Consider the following 14585-nt stretch of genomic DNA (forward strand, 5'->3'; position numbering starts at 1 on the left):
CTCGGGCTTGGGCTGGGGCTAGTACTGGTGCTGGGGCTGGTGTTGGGGCGCGGTCAGATCTAAGTTCTGGCAACGAGAGCGGCTTGAGCCGCAAGCCCATGCTTGCCAACTTTGATGGCTCCAATGCCCAGATCCAATGGCAACGCTTCTGCGACTTGCTTTGGTATGAAAGGGATCTTGGTATCTGGCTCGATGTGAGTCGCATGGCGATCGGCCAGGCCGATCTCGATGCCTTGGCTCCTCGATTTGAGCTGGCCTTTGCGGCGATGGCGGCCCTAGAGGGTGGTGCGATCGCCAATCCAGACGAACAGCGCCAGGTTGGCCACTACTGGCTGCGCACCCCAGAGCTGGCACCAGACGCCGCCACCACCGCGCACATCAACGCCGAGGTGGAGCGGATCGAGACCTTTGGCCGCGAGGTGCTCGACGGCAGCCTCTGTGCTGCTAATGGCCAGCCGTTTACCGACGTGCTTTGGATCGGTATTGGCGGTTCCGGCCTCGGCCCGCTGCTAATGGTGCGCGCCCTGCAGGAAGAGGGTCAGGGTCTCCCCTTCCACTTCTTCGACAACGTAGACCCCGCTGGCATGAGCCGCACCTTGGCGGGCCTGGACGGCCGCCTAGCCACCACTTTGGTGGTGGTGGTGAGCAAGTCGGGCGGCACCCCTGAGCCCCATATCGGCATGGAGCAAGCCCAGGCTCGGCTCGAGGCCCGGGGCGGGCAGTGGGCTGCCCAGGCTGTGGCGGTCACCATGATCGACAGCAAGCTTGACCAGGTGGCCGTGGCCGGTCAGTGGTTGCGCCGCTTTGACATGTTCGATTGGGTGGGTGGCCGCACCAGCATCACCAGTGCGGTTGGCCTGCTGCCGGCGGCCCTGGTGGGTGCCGATCTGCGCGGCTTTCTGGCCGGCGCCGCCCGAATGGACGCCCTCACCCGGGTGTCAGATCTGCTCCATAACCCTGCTGCCCTGATGGCTGCCGCGTGGTTTGTGGCTGGCCATGGCCAGGGCAAGCGCGACATGGTTGTGCTCCCCTATCGCGATCGGCTGGAGGTGTTCAGTCGTTATCTCCAGCAGTTGGTGATGGAGAGCCTTGGTAAGAAGCACGACCGCGGCGGCGAGGTGGTGCACCAGGGCATCGCCGTTTACGGCAACAAGGGCTCTACCGACCAGCACGCCTATGTGCAGCAGCTGCGCGATGGCATCGACAACTTCTTTGTGACCTTCATCGAGGCCTTGGAAGAGCCCAGCGATATCCCGCCCATCGGTGATGAGATCCCTGGCGACTTCCTCGATGGCTTCCTGCAAGGCACCCGTTCGGCCCTGATGGAAGGGGGCCGCCAGAGCCTCTCGATCACTTTGCGCCGCTTTGATGCCACAGCCCTCGGTGCCCTGATCGCCTTGTTTGAGCGCGCCGTGGGTCTCTACGCCGAACTGGTAAACGTCAACGCCTACGACCAGCCGGGGGTGGAGGCCGGTAAAAAGGCAGCAGCCCTGATCCTGGCCCTGCAAGAGCGGCTCGAAGCCCTGCTCAGTGATGGCCAGGAGCGCAGTTTGCAGGAGTTGCAGCAGGCCTTGGGCACGGACAGCCCAGAGAGCCTGTTTTGGATCCTGCGCCACCTCTGCGCCAATCCCCGCGGCTATCAGGTGACTGGTGACTGGGGTGCTCCGGCGTCGATGAAGTTCGCCAAGGTCTGATCAGGGAAATCCCCATGCCAGAGCCCGTTGCGGCGAGCCCTGCCTCTCCCGGGCAGGTGCTGCGCGAGGTTTTTGGCTACGGCGCTTTTCGCGGGCCCCAGCAGGAGATTGTTGAGCATGTGGTGGCTGGTGGCTCCGCCCTGGTGCTGATGCCCACCGGTGGGGGCAAATCGCTTTGTTACCAAATCCCGGCCCTGTGCAGAGCGGGAACGGCGGTGGTGATTTCGCCCCTGATCGCCCTGATGCAAGACCAGGTTGAGGGGCTGCGTCAGGCGGGGGTGCGAGCTGCGGCGCTGCATTCGGGCTGTAGCCCTGAGGAAACCGCCAACACCTGGCGCCTGCTGCGGGCGGGCCAACTGGATTTGGTCTATTTATCTCCCGAGCGCTTGCTGGCGGGGGACACCCTCGAACGGCTGGCGGCCTTGCCCCTGGCTCTATTCGCTATTGATGAGGCCCACTGCGTTTCCCAGTGGGGGCACGACTTTCGCCCGGAATACCTGCAGCTATCGGTGCTGGCCCAGCGATTTCCCGCCGTGCCGCGGCTGGCACTCACCGCTACGGCCGATCCCCGCACCCGAGACGAGATCCTGGCCCGGCTGCAGCTGGAGCAGGGGCGAGTGTTTCTGGCCAGCTTTGATCGCCCCAACATTCGCTATTTGCTGCGCGATAAGGACGACGTTCGCCGCCAATTGCTTGAGCTGCTCGCAGATCACCGCGGCGCTTCAGGGATTGTGTATGCCCGCTCCCGCAACCGGGTGGATGGCTTCTGCCGCGACCTGCAGGCGGCGGGATATGACGCCGTTGCCTATCACGCCGGATTGGATGGGGCGGTGCGCAGCGCCGCGCTGGAGCGCTTCCGCCGCGATAGCGGCGTGGTGGTGGTTGCCACGATCGCTTTTGGCATGGGCATCGACAAGCCGGATGTGCGCTTTGTGGCCCATGTGGACCTGCCCAAAAGCCTGGAGGCCTACTACCAGGAAACCGGCCGCGCCGGCCGGGATGGTCTGCCGGCCTTGGCCTGGATGGTGCATGGCGGCGGCGATGTACCCCAGCTGCGCCGCTTCATCGATGACTCCGACGCGGAGCAGCAGCAAAAAAGGGTTGAGCACGGCAAGCTCGATGCCCTGATTGGCTTCACCGAGGCGAGCGGCTGCCGCCGTCAGGTGTTGCTCAGCCACTTCGGCGAGACCCTGCCCGAGCCCTGTGGCAATTGCGATCTCTGCTTAGAGCCAGATACGGCCGTCGATGCCACCGAGTCGGTGCGCAAGGCCCTATCGGCTGTGTACCGCACGGGCAGCCGCTTTGGTGCCGCCCATTTGGTGGATGTGCTGCTGGGGGCAGATACGGCCCGAATTCGCGAGCTCGGCCACCAGCAGCTGGGTGTGTATGGCATTGGCAAGGAGCTTGATCGCGGCCAGTGGCGCAGCCTGTTTCGCCAGCTGGTGGCCCAGGGGTTGTTGCAGGCCGACTCCGAGCGCTACGGGGCTCTGGGATTTGGCGAGGACGGGCGGCTCAAGCCGTTGCTGCGGGGTGAGACCCAGCTACTGCTGCGGCTGCCGCCAGCGAAGCGAGAGCGCCGCCGCCAGCCTGGGGTGAGCCCGGCTCCTGCTGCGGCAGTGCTGAACCCTGATGAGGCGCCCGTGTTGCAGGCGCTGAAGGATTGGCGCCGCGAGCAGGCGCGGCAGCAGGGGGTGCCGCCCTACGTGGTGTTTCATGACCGCACCCTGGTGGAGGTGGTGGCCCGCCGGCCCCGCTCCCTGGAGCAGCTGGCTGGGATCGGCGGTGTGGGCCAGGCCAAGCTCGATCGCTATGGCGCGGCATTGCTGGCGAGCTTGGATGCTGCCCTTTTGCATCAGGGGACACAAACGCCAGCTTCATGAGGCGTTACATTGAGTTCACGTTTCCTTAAGGATTCTTTCCATGGCTGACTCCACAACCCGCTTTGGCTTCGTTGCCTTCGCCGAAACCTGGAATGGCCGCCTGGCCATGCTCGGTTTCGTGATCGGTTTGGGCACCGAGTTGCTTACTGGCCAGGGCATCCTGAGCCAGATCGGTCTGGGCTGAGTTTCGATCGGGCCTGATCAGCTGGCTTCAAAGCCACTGCATGCCCGGGGTTTCCAGCATTTCCTGGCTGGGCCAGGCACCGAGACCTGCAAAGGCTGCCCCTAGGGCAGCCCAAATACCTTTGCCGCTGGACAGCTCCTGTTCAGCGGTCCATTCGGCTTCTGACACTTCAGATTCGCTTAGGCCAAGAGCTTCCACCAGCTGTCTGTAGAGCACCTTCTCTGCCGGGTTGATCGGCGAACTGTCCTGAGGTCGTTGGCCCACCTTGGCCATCATGTAGCTGAGCTTAAGGGCCAGTGCCCGGTCTTCCCCGCTAGTGAGCCTGGGAATCACTTCCTCCAGCACGGACGAGTCGACGGTCCAGGCAGCTAGCTGAAGCGCAGCTTCCTGGTTTGCCCCCGAGCCATCTCCACAGGGGAAGTACTTGGCCACGAGTTTCTCGAGCAGCCGCTTTTCGTCTGCGGAAACATCGCCATCGGCCCAGGCCACGCAGCAAACCACCCTGAGCAGGTCAAGCTGACGATCTCGCTCAGAGCTACTTGGCCCGGTTTCAAGGGTCATGGCGCAGGAGATGACTTTTGCGCCATTTTGATCAGCCCTTGGCTTGTTTCAGCGGAAATCACCCCCAGAAGGGGGCATACAAGGGCAGCAATCCAGATGATGATGAATTGAACACAGAACCGAGGTGGGCCATGGTCCACACCACCCAAGGTTTGACAACCAGCTGCCTGGGACGCACCTGCCTCAAATGGCAGCCCGATGGGGAGCTCACCGCCCTCGATCTGCAGCTAGTGCTAGAGCGGCTGGCCCAGGTCGACCAAGATGTGGTCGCAATCCTGGATCGCACTTTCGACTAGTTCCCATGTCCCTCGATCAGCTGAAGGCCTTCCTGGGCAAGGTTCAGGATGATCAGTCGCTTCGGCAAGCCGTGCAAGCCGCTGCTACTGCTGATGACGTGGCCAAGATCGGGGCAGGCTTGGGCTTTGAATTTTCTGGCGACGAGCTGCTGCGGCTTTCAGGCAAAAAAGTAGGCCGCGTAACGGTTACCAAGCAGGACCTGCCCGGGGAATACAACTAGCTGCCGTGCCGCGGGCTTCGTTCGCGGCTAGACAACCTTTAAGCAACCCGGAAGCAACACCATGGCCATGCGGACGGAACTGATCACGGCGATTGGCTTAGGGCTCGTCGTAGCAGCTGCGGGCAGCTTCACCGCTCTGGCCCGCCCCATGGGCGGCGGTGGCTTTGGCGGGCCGGGCTCCGGTGCGGGGGTGCGTCCAGGAGCTGGCTGGGGTGCTCCTGGCGCCGGAACGAGACCGGGCGTTGGTGTGGGAGCACCCGGAATTGGGGCGCCCGGAGCGGGAGCTCGTCCTGGTGTGGGCTGGGGTGCCCCTGGCGCTGGTTTCACCCGCGCCCCAGGGGCCTCTGCCTGGAATCCGGCCTGGGGCCGCCAAGGGGGTTACTGGTCGTCGCGCACCTGGAGCACCGGCTGGTATCGGCCCTATCCAGCGGCCTGGCCCTGGTGGCGAGCCAGTTCGGTGGCCTGGGGAGTGGGCAGCTTGGCCACTGCTGCTGCGATCACCAGTGCTGTTAACGCAGCTTCGTATCAGCAGTCGACCGTGATCGTGGTGCCCCAAACCAGCCTGCAGCTCGACTACGGCTCGGTTCAAGCGCTGCCACCTAATCAAGTTCAGTTTGCCTACGGCGTTGCCGGTATGCCCCTGATGACAGCCACCAGCGATTGCAAGCAGGGGCTGATCAATGGCATGGCACCGACCACGGCCGACCAGGCCCAGGTGCTCAATGCCAGCTGCCACATCGCCTACGGCTCCAACTGAGCGGGGTGGCCCCATCCCTTTTGCGGATTCGGGCCCTGGAGAAGGGCGATCTCGCCGATGTCACCGCCTGGGCCCGCGCTGAACACTTCGCGCCGGGCCAGGGAGACGTAGCCATCTACCGCCATACGGACCGCCAGGGGCTCTGGGTTGGTTGCCTCAACGGTCGTCCGATCGGCTGTATTGCCGGGGTCCGTTACAACGCCGAATACGGCTTCATCGGCATGTTTTTGGTGCAACCAGAGCACCGGGGGCAGGGATTTGGCCGTCAGCTTTGGCAGCGGGCCTTGCAGCATCTGGAAGGCCTTACTTGCATCGGCATTGAGGCCGCCCCCGATCGCATCGGTGACTACGCCAGTTGGGGCTTTGCGCCGGCGTCGCCAACCCAGCGCTGGCAGCGGATCAGTGATGGCAACCTCCCGCCCGCCGCTACTCCAGAGGGCCTGAGCCTGCTTGAGGGAAGTGCCATACCCGACAGGGCCGTGCAGGCCTATGACGCCCAGCGGGAGCTCAGCCCCCGGCCCCACTTCCTCGCCGACTGGCTGCACCATCCGGCCGGCACGGTGCTGGCCCTGATCGGCCCGGATGGCTCCTGCCACGGCTTTGGCCGGATCCGGCCCTGCCTGCTGCATCGAGGCGAGGGTTGGCGGATCGGGCCCCTGCTAGCCGACACGCCTGCCCTGGCGGCCCAGCTTCTCAACGCCCTGATGGCCCGCCATGCCGGCGTTGTGTTGATCGATGCCCCTGCCGCCAATCCGGAGGCAGGGCCCCTGCTGCTGCAGTTGGGTTTTGCGGTGGTCGCCGAGACGCTGAGGATGTATCGGGGCAGCCTGCCGCCGGTTCCCCTTGGCGATGTCTACGGGTTGGCCTGCCTGGAGCTGGGCTGAGCGCGGCGGGCGGCGAGGCCAGCCTCCGTTGCAGTAACAACAGCCAGCAGCAGCAGGCCGCCTAGGCCGATCAGTTGATTTTGCTGCACCAAATCGGGCATCAATACCTCGTCCACGTTTTGGCTTAGGACACCTCCCGTCACAAACCAGGCCGTTGCCAGGCCTGAGCTGATCCAGTAGGCCCGCCAGCGGCGTTGATAGATGTATCCCGTACCTAAACCAGGCACCAGGTTGAGCACTACGGCCACCCAGGGGCTGGAGGCGGCAAGGATTATTTCCTGGCTGACTTCTTGGTTGACTTTCTGGCTGGTTTGATCTGGATTGCTGGTTGGGGTCATTGTTGGCGTGGCCTGGTTTGCTGCATCGGGGGCGTTGAACCTGCAGGCTGGAGTGCTGCTGATTCTTTTTGCAGTGCTCGCCGCCCTGGTGATTCTGTTGGTGATTGTGGCGGTGGCGTGGGGCCTTAATCCAAGCCGGCAGGATTTTGCCTGGTTTATCCGGCTGCGCCGCCCCCGCTGGCTGGTGTTTGAGGGCTTGGCTCACCTGGCAGGCCAGCTGGAGCGGCCTATGGATGGCGGCTTTTCTGGTGCAGCTGGTGTTGGTGCAGGGCTACATGCTTGTGATCTGCCGTAGCCGCAGCCTGGGTAAGGGCACGGTCATTGGCTTTGCTGGCTGGGTGTGGGGCATTGCCCTCACCGTTGCTCTGGCTAGCGAGAGCATGCTGGCGGCTGGTTTGCTGCTGCCTTACCTGCTCTGGAGCCCGGTGGGCACCTGGGTTACCTGGCAGATGCGTCAGCTCAACCGCTAGCCCTGGTCACCTAGGCGACTCGCGCGCCACGGCCAGGGCCGCCAGCAGGCCGCCGCCAAAACCGCTGAGGTGGCCGATCCAGCTCACCCCTGGCGGTGAAAAAATCGGCAGCAGGCTGGGCAGCACCCCCGCATAGGTGACCAGGGCCAGCACCGAAAGGAGCAGGGAGAGGGGCCGCTTCTCCAGCCAGCCGATCAGCAGCAGGTAGCCCAGCAGCCCGTACACGACCCCGGAGAGTCCGTGACTGCCGTTGGGCCAGAGCAGCCATACCGGAATAGCCGTGGCATAAACCCCCAACCAAACGGCCAGATAGTCGCGGCGGCCGCGCAGCAATACCAGCCAGGAGAGGGGCAGAAAGGTGAGCGAATTGCCCAGGAGATGGCCAAAACCGCTGTGGCTGAAGGGGGCTGTCAGCACCCCGAGGAAGGAGCCTCCGGGCGTCATCGGCAGGTTCCAGTTGCCACCGAAAACCAGCTGGTCCACCAGCTCCTGGAGCCAGGGAATCAGCAGAATCAGCGGCGGAAGCAGCAGATTGAAACCGGCTCGGGCGATCAAGCGATCCAGACGTTGGGGTAGGGATTCGCTCACGGCTCGCACTTGAAGCTGCAGCGCAGCATGGCAAGGGCTTCATCAGGGAGGCCCAGCAGGCGATCCAGCCAGGGGTCCCCGCACGGTGGCACGCTTGCCACCCCCACCAGCAGGGCCGTGCCATCGGCGCTGAGGGTCTGGCCCCTGGCCCGGTGGCGTTGCCCCTGGGCTGCGCCCGTGCTGAGCAGGGTGTCGATCAGTAGGTCGGGGGCGCGGTAGAGCCCGGCAATGCGGAAGCGAAAGCGGGCCCGGAAGTGCAGTTGCACAGCTCCTGTTGCTGAATCGATGCTGCCCGCCAGCTGCTCAGGGGCAATGGCGATCTCCAGGCCCGGGGGCAGGGGCAGGCCCAGCACCCGGGTGGTGCGCCAGTTGAGTGGCGGAATCAACAGGCTGGCGGGCTCGAAGCTCACGGTTCGTGGGCCGCCGGCAGGGCCGGGGCCGAGCTCACCGGTTCCGCCGCCGCCGCTGGCGTTGTAGCTGAAGTGGGGATAGGCGCCGATGGCCAGGCCACAGCCCTTAGTGGTGGCTAGCTGCAGCGTGCCAACCCCAAACTCGGGGCTCACAGGCTGCGCAGCGCGTCTAATTCGCCGCGGCTGTGCAGTTCGGCCAGCTCGTTGTAGCCACCAATAGCGACGCCATCGATGTAGAGCTGGGGCACCGGTCCCGTCTCGTCGGGTTCAATTTCCACGAAGGCAATGCCCAGGGTGCGCAGCATGCGCAGGGCCCGGCGCGAAAAGGGGCATTCCGGCCGGCCGGCGATTTCAACTCGCGGTTCGCTGCTCATTGATCTAGTCGGCGCTGCACTCGTCGCTGCACTTGGCGCTGGGCTGGTGCCGGTGCTGAGCAGGCCCACCAGCAGGTCGGCGCCGCGCAACACCAGGGTGCCGTGCTCGAGGTGGCCGCCCCACACCTGGCAGCTGGCATCGGAGAAGCTCAGGTGCAGGTGCACCCCATCCGGACTGATCGTGCCCTGCAGGGTGATGATCTCCAGCTCGCCAGCCAAAACCGTGGGTGCGCTTTTGCCAGGGCAGGCAAAGGCGGCTTGGGAGAGGTTGCCCACCACACTCAGCACAAAGCCGCCGGCGTTGTGCTCAAGGGCCAGCTGCTCCAGGCTGCGGCGCACATCACTGCCGGCTTCGAGGTGCAGCGGCACGGCACGCATGGCAGATACAGATTGATGGGGGGCAAGGCTACGCCGGCCCATGCTGGTGAGGTTGCCCTGTTGCCATGGCCCCGGATTCCGCCCTCGCTGCCCTCAACCTGGCGGTGGTGGGTCATGTGGAGTGGGTGAGCTTTGTGGCAGTGGAGCAGCTGCCGGTTGCTGGCTCGATCGACCGGGCCACCGCCTTTCTGGAGGAACCCGCCGGTGGTGGGGCGGTGGTGGCGGTGCAGCTGGCCCGTCTCAGTGGCAGGCGGGTGCGGTTTTTCACCTCCCTGGGCCGGGACGTCACCGGCGAGCGCTCAGCGGAGCGGCTCACGGAGCTGGGGCTTGATCTGGAGGTGGCCTGGCGGGATGCCCCAACCCGCCGGGGCGTGAGCTTTGTGGATCGGGCCGGTGACCGCAGCATCACCGTGATCGGCGAGCGACTGGCCCCTTTGGCTAGGGATCCCCTTCCCTGGGCTGATCTGGCTGGCTGCGATGGCGTCTTTGTGACCGCGGCCGACGCGGCAGCTCTGCAGCAATGCCGCCGGGCCCGGCTGCTCGGCGCCACGCCACGGGTTGGCTTGCCGCTCTTGGAGGCCAGCGGAGTGAGCTGCGATGCCTTGATCGGCAGCGCCCTCGATCCGGGTGAGCAGGTGCCCGCTGGCGCTCTATCGCGCCCCCCGCAACTGCGAATCGCCACCGAAGGGGCGGCTGGTGGCTGGAGCGAACCCGGCGGGCGCTTCGCTGCCAAGGCCCTGGTGGCCCCGCCGGTCGACAGTTATGGCTGCGGCGACAGCTTTGCGGCCGGGGTGATGGCGGGACTGGCGGCTGGTTGGAGCGCAGCCGCAGCAATCAACCTGGGCGCCCGCTGCGGCGCCGAGTGCGCCGTTGCCTTTGGTCCCTACGCCCGGCCTAACTGACCTGGTTTTGCACCAGCAGCAGCAGCCTGTTTGCCTCCGGATCCAGCAGCCAGGCCTCCACTCCGAAGGCCTCCTGGCGCGGACCGTCCAGAAGCGTGGCGCCCAGCCCAAGGGCGCTCGCCAGCCAGGCCTGTAGCAGGGCCATGGCAGCTGCGTCGTTGTTGCCGCCAGCCACGCTGCGCTGCAGGCACGTTGCTAGCCGGCCTGGTTGCTTCGCTTGGGGCCGGCTCTGGGATGGGGCGTAGATCTCCAGGAAGCCACCGGCGGGCCAGGGCACTCGCCAATGGCTGGCACCAAGCCCCTGCAGGGGCTCTACCGCCAGCAAATCGGCGTAAAACCTTGCCAGGGCAGGGGGATTGTCTGCAGCCAGCACCAGGGAGCTGCTCAGGCTTGGGGTGTCTTGCACCGGTTTTATTGATTGTCTAAAAAGTCTGCAACGGCCAGATCGGGGCGCCGCAGCAGGGCAAAGATGGTGCCGGCGTTGCCACGGCACAGCCTCAGCTCCTCGGTGAGCACGGTGATGTCGAGCCAGGCTGGAAAGCTTTGCTGCACCTCCCGTTGCAGCTGCAAGCGCGTGGTGCCAAGCAGGGGACCGCTCCAGCCACCGCGCTGGAAGCGAACCTGCACCCGTTGCTGTGGGGTTGAGCTGTTATCACCAGGGCTTGATTCGAGCTGGATGGTGGCCTCTACAGCTATGCCACCCAGGCCGGCCAGCTGCCCTGGCGGCCGCAACAGATTCAGGGCGCGCCCCCGGGATGGAGCGAGTATCTGCAGGTTCTCCAGCCATGGCACAGCCTGGAGATAGGGCTGGCTGCTGCTGCTCCAGCGCAACTCCCAGACCCCCTCCAGCAGTTCGAGGGCCCCTGGGGCGGCGAGATCCACTGGTGAGGTGCGCTCGAGCTCGTGAATCAGCTCCCGCACCCGCGGCCCCTGGCGTTGGGCTTCCCCCCTGGCGCCACGACGCAACAGGACCAGCAGCTCCTCTCTTGCTTCCAACATCCAGGTGGTCGACGCCGTTACAACCAGTTATAGTTGTTGAAACAATCCTCAACACTCATGACCGAATCCACCCCCCGCTTCGGCTTTGTTGCTTTTGCTGAGACCTGGAACGGCCGCTTGGCCATGATGGGCTTCGTGATCGGTCTTGGCACCGAGCTGCTCACCGGCCAAAGCATTGCTGCTCAACTGGGCCTGGGCTGATTGCCGTGAGCCCTGAGCTCGCCGGCCTGACTGTCTATTTATCGAGTCGGCCAGGCTGCATTGCTGCTATGTCTTGATAATTCCTGGTTTTTACCAGTGATTTTAATACCTAAAATAAAAGCCCGAAGCTTTTGCTCCGGGCCTTTTTTATGGGCAGTTGGCTAAATCTAGCTAGCTGGCTTTGAATTGTAATAGAAGCCACCATTCACTCCGGTTTGACTAACTACGGTGCAGTGAGTTGCAACCCGCCATAGGGCGCGATGGATAGGAGTGGGGTCGTAGCGAACTAGCTCGGGAAAACGCTGCTTAAGCAAGGCGCTGGCCCGCCAGGCGTTGTAGTGAGGGATTCTCGGGTTGATGTGATGGCACACATGGGTTGAGCCGATGCCGTGATGCAGCAGGTTGAGCAGGGGGCCATAGGGACGATCCACCGTCTGTAGAGCACCTTTCGCCCAATTCCAGTCGCTGCTGGAGAAGTGGGGAATATCGGTATCGGTGTGCTGCAGCCAGGTGTAGCCAACCAGCCAAGCGTTGATCACCAGATAGGGCAGGCCATATACCAGCAGCACTCTCGCCGGGGAGAAGTGGATGGAGGCCCACACCAGTACCGCCACCATCGCCAGTAGGCCGAGGTTTGAGATCACCATCAGGCGACGGCAGGAGTCGGGAAATAGCTGGCGGGCACCGTTGCGGAAGGGTGCAGCCGTAGTGAAATGGGAGGTGGGGCTGCCGTACTCTTCGCCGCTGGCAACACCAAACATCAGGTAAAGGGGCCAACCCAACACCAGGTGGGTGAACAGGGAGGCCACGCCGTAGAGGCCCTGGCCCAGCTGCCGTCTTGTTCCGGCCACGAAGCGTCCCGAGCTGGAATCGGAGCGAGGCGGCACATGGGTTTCACCTGCCTCGAGGTGGTTGCAGTTGGCGTGGTGCACGGCATGGCTGCGCTGCCAGCTGAAGTAGGGCACAAGCAGCAAGCTGTGAAGCACAAATCCCACCACCGCTTCGACGCGGGGGTTGGGATGGAAGGCACGGTGACCGCACTCATGGGCAATAACCCAGCAACCTGCCGCCACCGTTCCGGTGACCACGGCGTAGAGCAGCCAGAGGGGTGCAGCGCTGAGCTGCAGGGGGATCAGGGTTCCTAGGCCATAGGCCAAAACAGATAGGCCCAGGGACATGGCCAGACTTCCCCAGGCTTTAACCGGGTTGATCTGGGTTAACTCAGAGGGCAGGCAGGCAAGCAGCTCAGCTTTGCTGGGATAGGTGGCTGCTGGCGTGGCGGCCTGCGCGGTGGCGAGGGACGGCAGGGAAACAGGTGGAGTCAATGAAGCTGCCGCAGGGCAAGGAGGAATGGAGGCGGCCCCTAAAAGGCCTTTGAGACCTTAGGTATCAGCACACTGCTGCCGCGCCTTGGCAGGCACATTCACTCAACCCTGAAGGTCACGGCCATCACTGCGGTGATGTCCTTCTCGATTGTGCGGGTGTCGTAGGAGCCGCTGTCACTGGTCTCCGTTGAGTTGGGGGAGGTGATCTGGAAGGAGCCGGTGTCGGCGTTTGTGATCGCACCGATGCCGGCGCCGGCCTCCGAGGCTATGGCCCGCGCCCGAGCTCGGGCGTCCTTGGTGGCCTTCGCCAGCATGTCGACCCGCTTCTCCGCAAGCTTGGTGTAGGTGTAAGCCGGCTCGTTGATGGTTAGAGGCACTCCCTTGCCGATCAACTGCCCAATCTGACCAGAGACCTTATAGATCTTGGCGACATTCCAGCTGCCTATCAGCACTGCTTGCGTGCTGGTCCAGGTGGTGGAGCGCAGCTCCCCGGTGCGGGGATCGCGCACTTCCTGCTTTTCCGATTTAACCGAGTCGAGCTCCATCTCATCGGCCTCGATGCCCTGGGCCTTGAGGAAGGCCACGGTTTGCTCTATTGCAGGCTGCAGTCCTTGGTATGAAGCTTGCTGGCTGGCCCCGCTCTGGGAGACCTTCACCGACCAGTCGACGTAGTCGGATGTAATTCGCTCGGTGCTGGCTCCAGTAACTGTGATGGTGTCGTTGGCGTTGCGGATGCCCCTCACCATGACGCCACTGGCGGTGGTGAGCCCGAGTCCAAGCACGGCCATGGCAAACACCAGTGTTGGCGTCCGCTTGAGAAACATCCAGCTGCTGAGCACCCAATTTTGCATTTTCACTCGTCTTGGAAGCAGCTGAATTCAGCCTATTGAGCCGTCGCTTGCCTGTCTTAAAGCTGTTAGTCGAAGGGATATTCGAAGACAAGGTTCAGGCTAAGGCGCCCGGGTGTGGCGTGGTCGCGGTCGATGTTGGCAGCAGCGCCCTAATTACACTCAGTGCCTCAAGGCATCCCGGTGGGCACTCAAGAACTCCTCTTGTTTGCGGCTAAACGGCCGGATCAGATTCGCCCCTTCGATGCCCCAGCAGCGCAAGGCCTCCCCTGCTGCCTCGTGCTGCCAGATCAGCTGCCCACCGCTATCGAAGCTGATCCAGTGCCGATCAAACAGTTTGTCCACATGGGGGGAGAGCAGCAGGCCATTGGCACCGATCAGCCGTTCGCTGTTGTCGCAGGATCGCCAGGGTTTGATGTGGCTCGCCACCAGGAACTGCTGCCGCGCCAGGCCCGTGAACCGGCAGGCCGGCTCCCGTTCGGCCACCCGATGGCGAAACAACCCCTGCCCCAACCGCGCCTTGGTGAGCCCCCGCTCGGTGCTGCGCGACTTCAATGAGGAACTGCTCCGCATGCTTGCCAACGCCCGCTGAGGCGCTCCAGCACCGCCGGATTGCACCCCCGTTATCAGGTAGCGCCCCTCCGAGTGGTGTAACTCAGGAGGTCCTGTGACCCTTTCCGGAGGGTGAACAGGAGCAATCAAGAGATGACTGCTTGGAAGCTGACTGCGCAGCTCCGTTCATCCACTATGAACCCTGATCGCTGAATTGGCAACTCAGCGATCGATATGTTCTGTGTAGATCTAGGGAGGAGATGTTGCGGTTCAGCTGGTGCTTGCTGCCGGCTGGGCGGACGGATCAGCATCAGTGAGCTCCAGCGGCTCTTCCGGCTCCGGGATCTTGGCCATCGTGGCCTCGGAAAAAAAGCGCCTGCGTTCCAGCTGCCATTCCTCCTGCTGCTCCAGCAGCTGGCTACCCACCAACCGCACGATCGCAGCGTCGTTGGGGAAGATGCCGACCACGTTGGTGCGGCGTTTGATCTCCTTGTTGAGCCGCTCTAGAGGGTTGGTGCTCCACACCTTGCGCCAGTGCTCCTGGGGAAAGTGGAGAAAGGCCAGCACGTCGTCACAGGCGGCGTCCATCACCGGCACGGCTGTTGGGAACTGCTTGCGCAGCATCTCGGTGACCCGCTGCCAGTGGCCACGCACCTGATCAGGAGCCTGGATCACAAACACAGCCTTCATGGCTGCTGCCACCATGTCCTGGCCGGCTTTCGG

The 14585-nt window shown here is 63.9% G+C and carries 22 protein-coding genes; 11 read left to right on the plus strand and 11 right to left on the minus strand.

Annotated features, from left to right (window positions below; translation table 11 throughout):
• The first annotated feature begins 98 nt into the window (after positions 1–98).
• The 3 genes from C7K55_RS01830 to C7K55_RS01840 are packed head-to-tail and all read left to right on the plus strand — an operon-like array spanning position 99 to position 3758.
• Positions 99–1694 (plus strand): glucose-6-phosphate isomerase, encoded by a 1596-nt coding sequence (locus C7K55_RS01830; RefSeq protein ID WP_106501743.1) that lies wholly within the window; start codon positions 99–101, stop codon positions 1692–1694.
• 14 nt (positions 1695–1708) lie between these two features.
• Positions 1709–3574 carry a DNA helicase RecQ gene (recQ, locus tag C7K55_RS01835; protein WP_106501660.1) on the plus strand — a complete coding sequence of 622 codons (1866 nt, stop codon included), beginning with the start codon at positions 1709–1711 and terminating at the stop codon, positions 3572–3574.
• 40 nt (positions 3575–3614) lie between these two features.
• The gene (locus C7K55_RS01840; RefSeq protein WP_106501661.1) at positions 3615–3758 is read left to right on the plus strand and encodes a chlorophyll a/b-binding protein; all 144 of its coding nucleotides are present in this window, start codon (positions 3615–3617) and stop codon (positions 3756–3758) included.
• A gap of 27 nt (positions 3759–3785) precedes the next feature.
• On the opposite strand, the gene C7K55_RS01845 is transcribed toward C7K55_RS01840, so the two are convergent.
• Entirely contained in the window at positions 3786–4319 is a 534-nt protein-coding gene (locus C7K55_RS01845) for a tellurite resistance TerB family protein (RefSeq protein ID WP_106501662.1), read from the minus strand.
• Positions 4320–4450: 131 nt separating this feature from the next.
• On the opposite strand from C7K55_RS01845, the gene C7K55_RS13490 reads away from it, so the two are divergent.
• From C7K55_RS13490 to C7K55_RS01865, 4 genes are all read left to right on the plus strand, one after another.
• Positions 4451–4615 carry a hypothetical protein gene (locus tag C7K55_RS13490; protein ID WP_161956101.1) on the plus strand — a complete coding sequence of 55 codons (165 nt, stop codon included), beginning with the start codon at positions 4451–4453 and terminating at the stop codon, positions 4613–4615.
• A gap of 5 nt (positions 4616–4620) precedes the next feature.
• A complete protein-coding gene (locus C7K55_RS01855; protein WP_106501664.1) occupies positions 4621–4836 on the plus strand; it encodes a Nif11-like leader peptide family natural product precursor in 216 nt (71 codons plus the stop codon).
• Positions 4837–4897: 61 nt separating this feature from the next.
• On the plus strand, positions 4898–5593 hold the full coding sequence (locus tag C7K55_RS13675) for a hypothetical protein (RefSeq protein ID WP_106501665.1): 696 nt from the start codon (positions 4898–4900) through the stop codon (positions 5591–5593).
• Between the two features lie 5 nt (positions 5594–5598).
• Positions 5599–6477: a GNAT family N-acetyltransferase gene (locus C7K55_RS01865; protein WP_106501666.1), complete on the plus strand. Its 879-nt coding sequence runs from the start codon at positions 5599–5601 to the stop codon at positions 6475–6477.
• On the opposite strand, the gene C7K55_RS01870 is transcribed toward C7K55_RS01865, so the two are convergent.
• The gene (locus tag C7K55_RS01870) at positions 6447–6815 is read right to left on the minus strand and encodes a hypothetical protein (protein ID WP_106501667.1); all 369 of its coding nucleotides are present in this window, start codon (positions 6813–6815) and stop codon (positions 6447–6449) included. The genes C7K55_RS01865 and C7K55_RS01870 overlap by 31 nt on opposite strands.
• Positions 6816–6822: 7 nt before the next feature.
• Between C7K55_RS01870 and C7K55_RS13980 the strand changes: the two genes are divergently transcribed.
• A complete protein-coding gene (locus C7K55_RS13980) occupies positions 6823–7110 on the plus strand; it encodes a hypothetical protein (protein WP_241518092.1) in 288 nt (95 codons plus the stop codon).
• Positions 7049–7285: a tryptophan-rich sensory protein gene (locus tag C7K55_RS13985; protein WP_241518093.1), complete on the plus strand. Its 237-nt coding sequence runs from the start codon at positions 7049–7051 to the stop codon at positions 7283–7285. Before C7K55_RS13980 ends, C7K55_RS13985 begins: the two co-directional genes overlap by 62 nt.
• Positions 7286–7291: 6 nt before the next feature.
• Here C7K55_RS13985 and C7K55_RS01880 read toward each other — a convergent pair whose 3' ends face one another.
• The 3 genes from C7K55_RS01880 to C7K55_RS01890 are packed head-to-tail and all read right to left on the minus strand — an operon-like array spanning position 7292 to position 9035.
• Positions 7292–7873: a rhomboid family intramembrane serine protease gene (locus C7K55_RS01880; RefSeq protein WP_241518094.1), complete on the minus strand. Its 582-nt coding sequence runs from the start codon at positions 7871–7873 to the stop codon at positions 7292–7294.
• Entirely contained in the window at positions 7870–8436 is a 567-nt protein-coding gene (locus tag C7K55_RS01885; RefSeq protein WP_193486066.1) for a hypothetical protein, read from the minus strand. Before C7K55_RS01885 ends, C7K55_RS01880 begins: the two co-directional genes overlap by 4 nt.
• A complete protein-coding gene (locus C7K55_RS01890) occupies positions 8433–9035 on the minus strand; it encodes a PCC domain-containing protein (RefSeq protein ID WP_106501668.1) in 603 nt (200 codons plus the stop codon). The genes C7K55_RS01885 and C7K55_RS01890 overlap by 4 nt, the downstream gene beginning before the upstream one ends.
• A gap of 65 nt (positions 9036–9100) precedes the next feature.
• Here C7K55_RS01890 and C7K55_RS01895 point away from each other — a divergent pair, with 65 nt between their 5' ends.
• The gene (locus tag C7K55_RS01895; protein ID WP_106501669.1) at positions 9101–9937 is read left to right on the plus strand and encodes a PfkB family carbohydrate kinase; all 837 of its coding nucleotides are present in this window, start codon (positions 9101–9103) and stop codon (positions 9935–9937) included.
• Here C7K55_RS01895 and C7K55_RS01900 read toward each other — a convergent pair.
• Together C7K55_RS01900 and C7K55_RS01905 are read right to left on the minus strand one after the other, a co-directional pair.
• Positions 9930–10343, minus strand: coding sequence for a VOC family protein (locus tag C7K55_RS01900; RefSeq protein WP_241518095.1), 414 nt, complete (start codon positions 10341–10343; stop codon positions 9930–9932). The genes C7K55_RS01895 and C7K55_RS01900 overlap by 8 nt on opposite strands.
• A gap of 5 nt (positions 10344–10348) precedes the next feature.
• Positions 10349–10936, minus strand: coding sequence for a PAP/fibrillin family protein (locus C7K55_RS01905; RefSeq protein ID WP_106501670.1), 588 nt, complete (start codon positions 10934–10936; stop codon positions 10349–10351).
• Between the two features lie 57 nt (positions 10937–10993).
• Between C7K55_RS01905 and C7K55_RS01910 the strand changes: the two genes are divergently transcribed.
• Positions 10994–11137, plus strand: a complete 144-nt coding sequence (locus tag C7K55_RS01910) for a high light inducible protein (RefSeq protein WP_106501671.1) — start codon at positions 10994–10996, stop codon at positions 11135–11137.
• Positions 11138–11304: 167 nt separating this feature from the next.
• Here C7K55_RS01910 and C7K55_RS01915 read toward each other — a convergent pair whose 3' ends face one another.
• The 4 genes from C7K55_RS01915 to C7K55_RS01930 all read right to left on the minus strand — a co-directional run.
• Complete coding sequence (locus tag C7K55_RS01915) at positions 11305–12462, minus strand: fatty acid desaturase (protein ID WP_241518096.1); 1158 nt, start codon at positions 12460–12462, stop codon at positions 11305–11307.
• A 98-nt stretch (positions 12463–12560) separates the two neighbouring features.
• Complete coding sequence (locus C7K55_RS01920) at positions 12561–13313, minus strand: SIMPL domain-containing protein (protein WP_241518097.1); 753 nt, start codon at positions 13311–13313, stop codon at positions 12561–12563.
• 159 nt (positions 13314–13472) lie between these two features.
• The gene (locus C7K55_RS01925; protein WP_106501672.1) at positions 13473–13883 is read right to left on the minus strand and encodes an HNH endonuclease; all 411 of its coding nucleotides are present in this window, start codon (positions 13881–13883) and stop codon (positions 13473–13475) included.
• Between the two features lie 249 nt (positions 13884–14132).
• Positions 14133–14585, minus strand: a 453-nt coding sequence (locus C7K55_RS01930; RefSeq protein WP_193486068.1) for a transposase, incomplete at its 5' end; no start/stop codon positions are given.

It is taken from the genome of Cyanobium usitatum str. Tous (assembly GCF_003011885.1).
GTDB classification, from domain to species: Bacteria; Cyanobacteriota; Cyanobacteriia; order PCC-6307; family Cyanobiaceae; genus Cyanobium_A; species Cyanobium_A usitatum.

What these genes read in the sequence shown, in the direction of transcription:
- C7K55_RS01855 (WP_106501664.1), top strand. Translation starts at nt 4,621, where the DNA reads ATGTCCCTCGATCAGCTGAAGGCCTTCCTGGGCAAGGTTCAGGATGAT.
- C7K55_RS01920 (WP_241518097.1), bottom strand. Translation starts at nt 13,313, where the DNA reads ATGCAAAATTGGGTGCTCAGCAGCTGGATGTTTCTCAAGCGGACGCCA.
- C7K55_RS01910 (WP_106501671.1), top strand. Translation starts at nt 10,994, where the DNA reads ATGACCGAATCCACCCCCCGCTTCGGCTTTGTTGCTTTTGCTGAGACC.
- C7K55_RS01830 (WP_106501743.1), top strand. Translation starts at nt 99, where the DNA reads ATGCTTGCCAACTTTGATGGCTCCAATGCCCAGATCCAATGGCAACGC.
- C7K55_RS13490 (WP_161956101.1), top strand. Translation starts at nt 4,451, where the DNA reads ATGGTCCACACCACCCAAGGTTTGACAACCAGCTGCCTGGGACGCACC.
- C7K55_RS01925 (WP_106501672.1), bottom strand. Translation starts at nt 13,883, where the DNA reads ATGCGGAGCAGTTCCTCATTGAAGTCGCGCAGCACCGAGCGGGGGCTC.
- C7K55_RS13985 (WP_241518093.1), top strand. Translation starts at nt 7,049, where the DNA reads ATGGCGGCTTTTCTGGTGCAGCTGGTGTTGGTGCAGGGCTACATGCTT.
- C7K55_RS01895 (WP_106501669.1), top strand. Translation starts at nt 9,101, where the DNA reads ATGGCCCCGGATTCCGCCCTCGCTGCCCTCAACCTGGCGGTGGTGGGT.
- C7K55_RS01890 (WP_106501668.1), bottom strand. Translation starts at nt 9,035, where the DNA reads ATGCGTGCCGTGCCGCTGCACCTCGAAGCCGGCAGTGATGTGCGCCGC.
- C7K55_RS01905 (WP_106501670.1), bottom strand. Translation starts at nt 10,936, where the DNA reads ATGTTGGAAGCAAGAGAGGAGCTGCTGGTCCTGTTGCGTCGTGGCGCC.
- C7K55_RS13675 (WP_106501665.1), top strand. Translation starts at nt 4,898, where the DNA reads ATGGCCATGCGGACGGAACTGATCACGGCGATTGGCTTAGGGCTCGTC.
- C7K55_RS01870 (WP_106501667.1), bottom strand. Translation starts at nt 6,815, where the DNA reads ATGACCCCAACCAGCAATCCAGATCAAACCAGCCAGAAAGTCAACCAA.
- recQ (WP_106501660.1), top strand. Translation starts at nt 1,709, where the DNA reads ATGCCAGAGCCCGTTGCGGCGAGCCCTGCCTCTCCCGGGCAGGTGCTG.
- C7K55_RS01840 (WP_106501661.1), top strand. Translation starts at nt 3,615, where the DNA reads ATGGCTGACTCCACAACCCGCTTTGGCTTCGTTGCCTTCGCCGAAACC.
- C7K55_RS01845 (WP_106501662.1), bottom strand. Translation starts at nt 4,319, where the DNA reads ATGACCCTTGAAACCGGGCCAAGTAGCTCTGAGCGAGATCGTCAGCTT.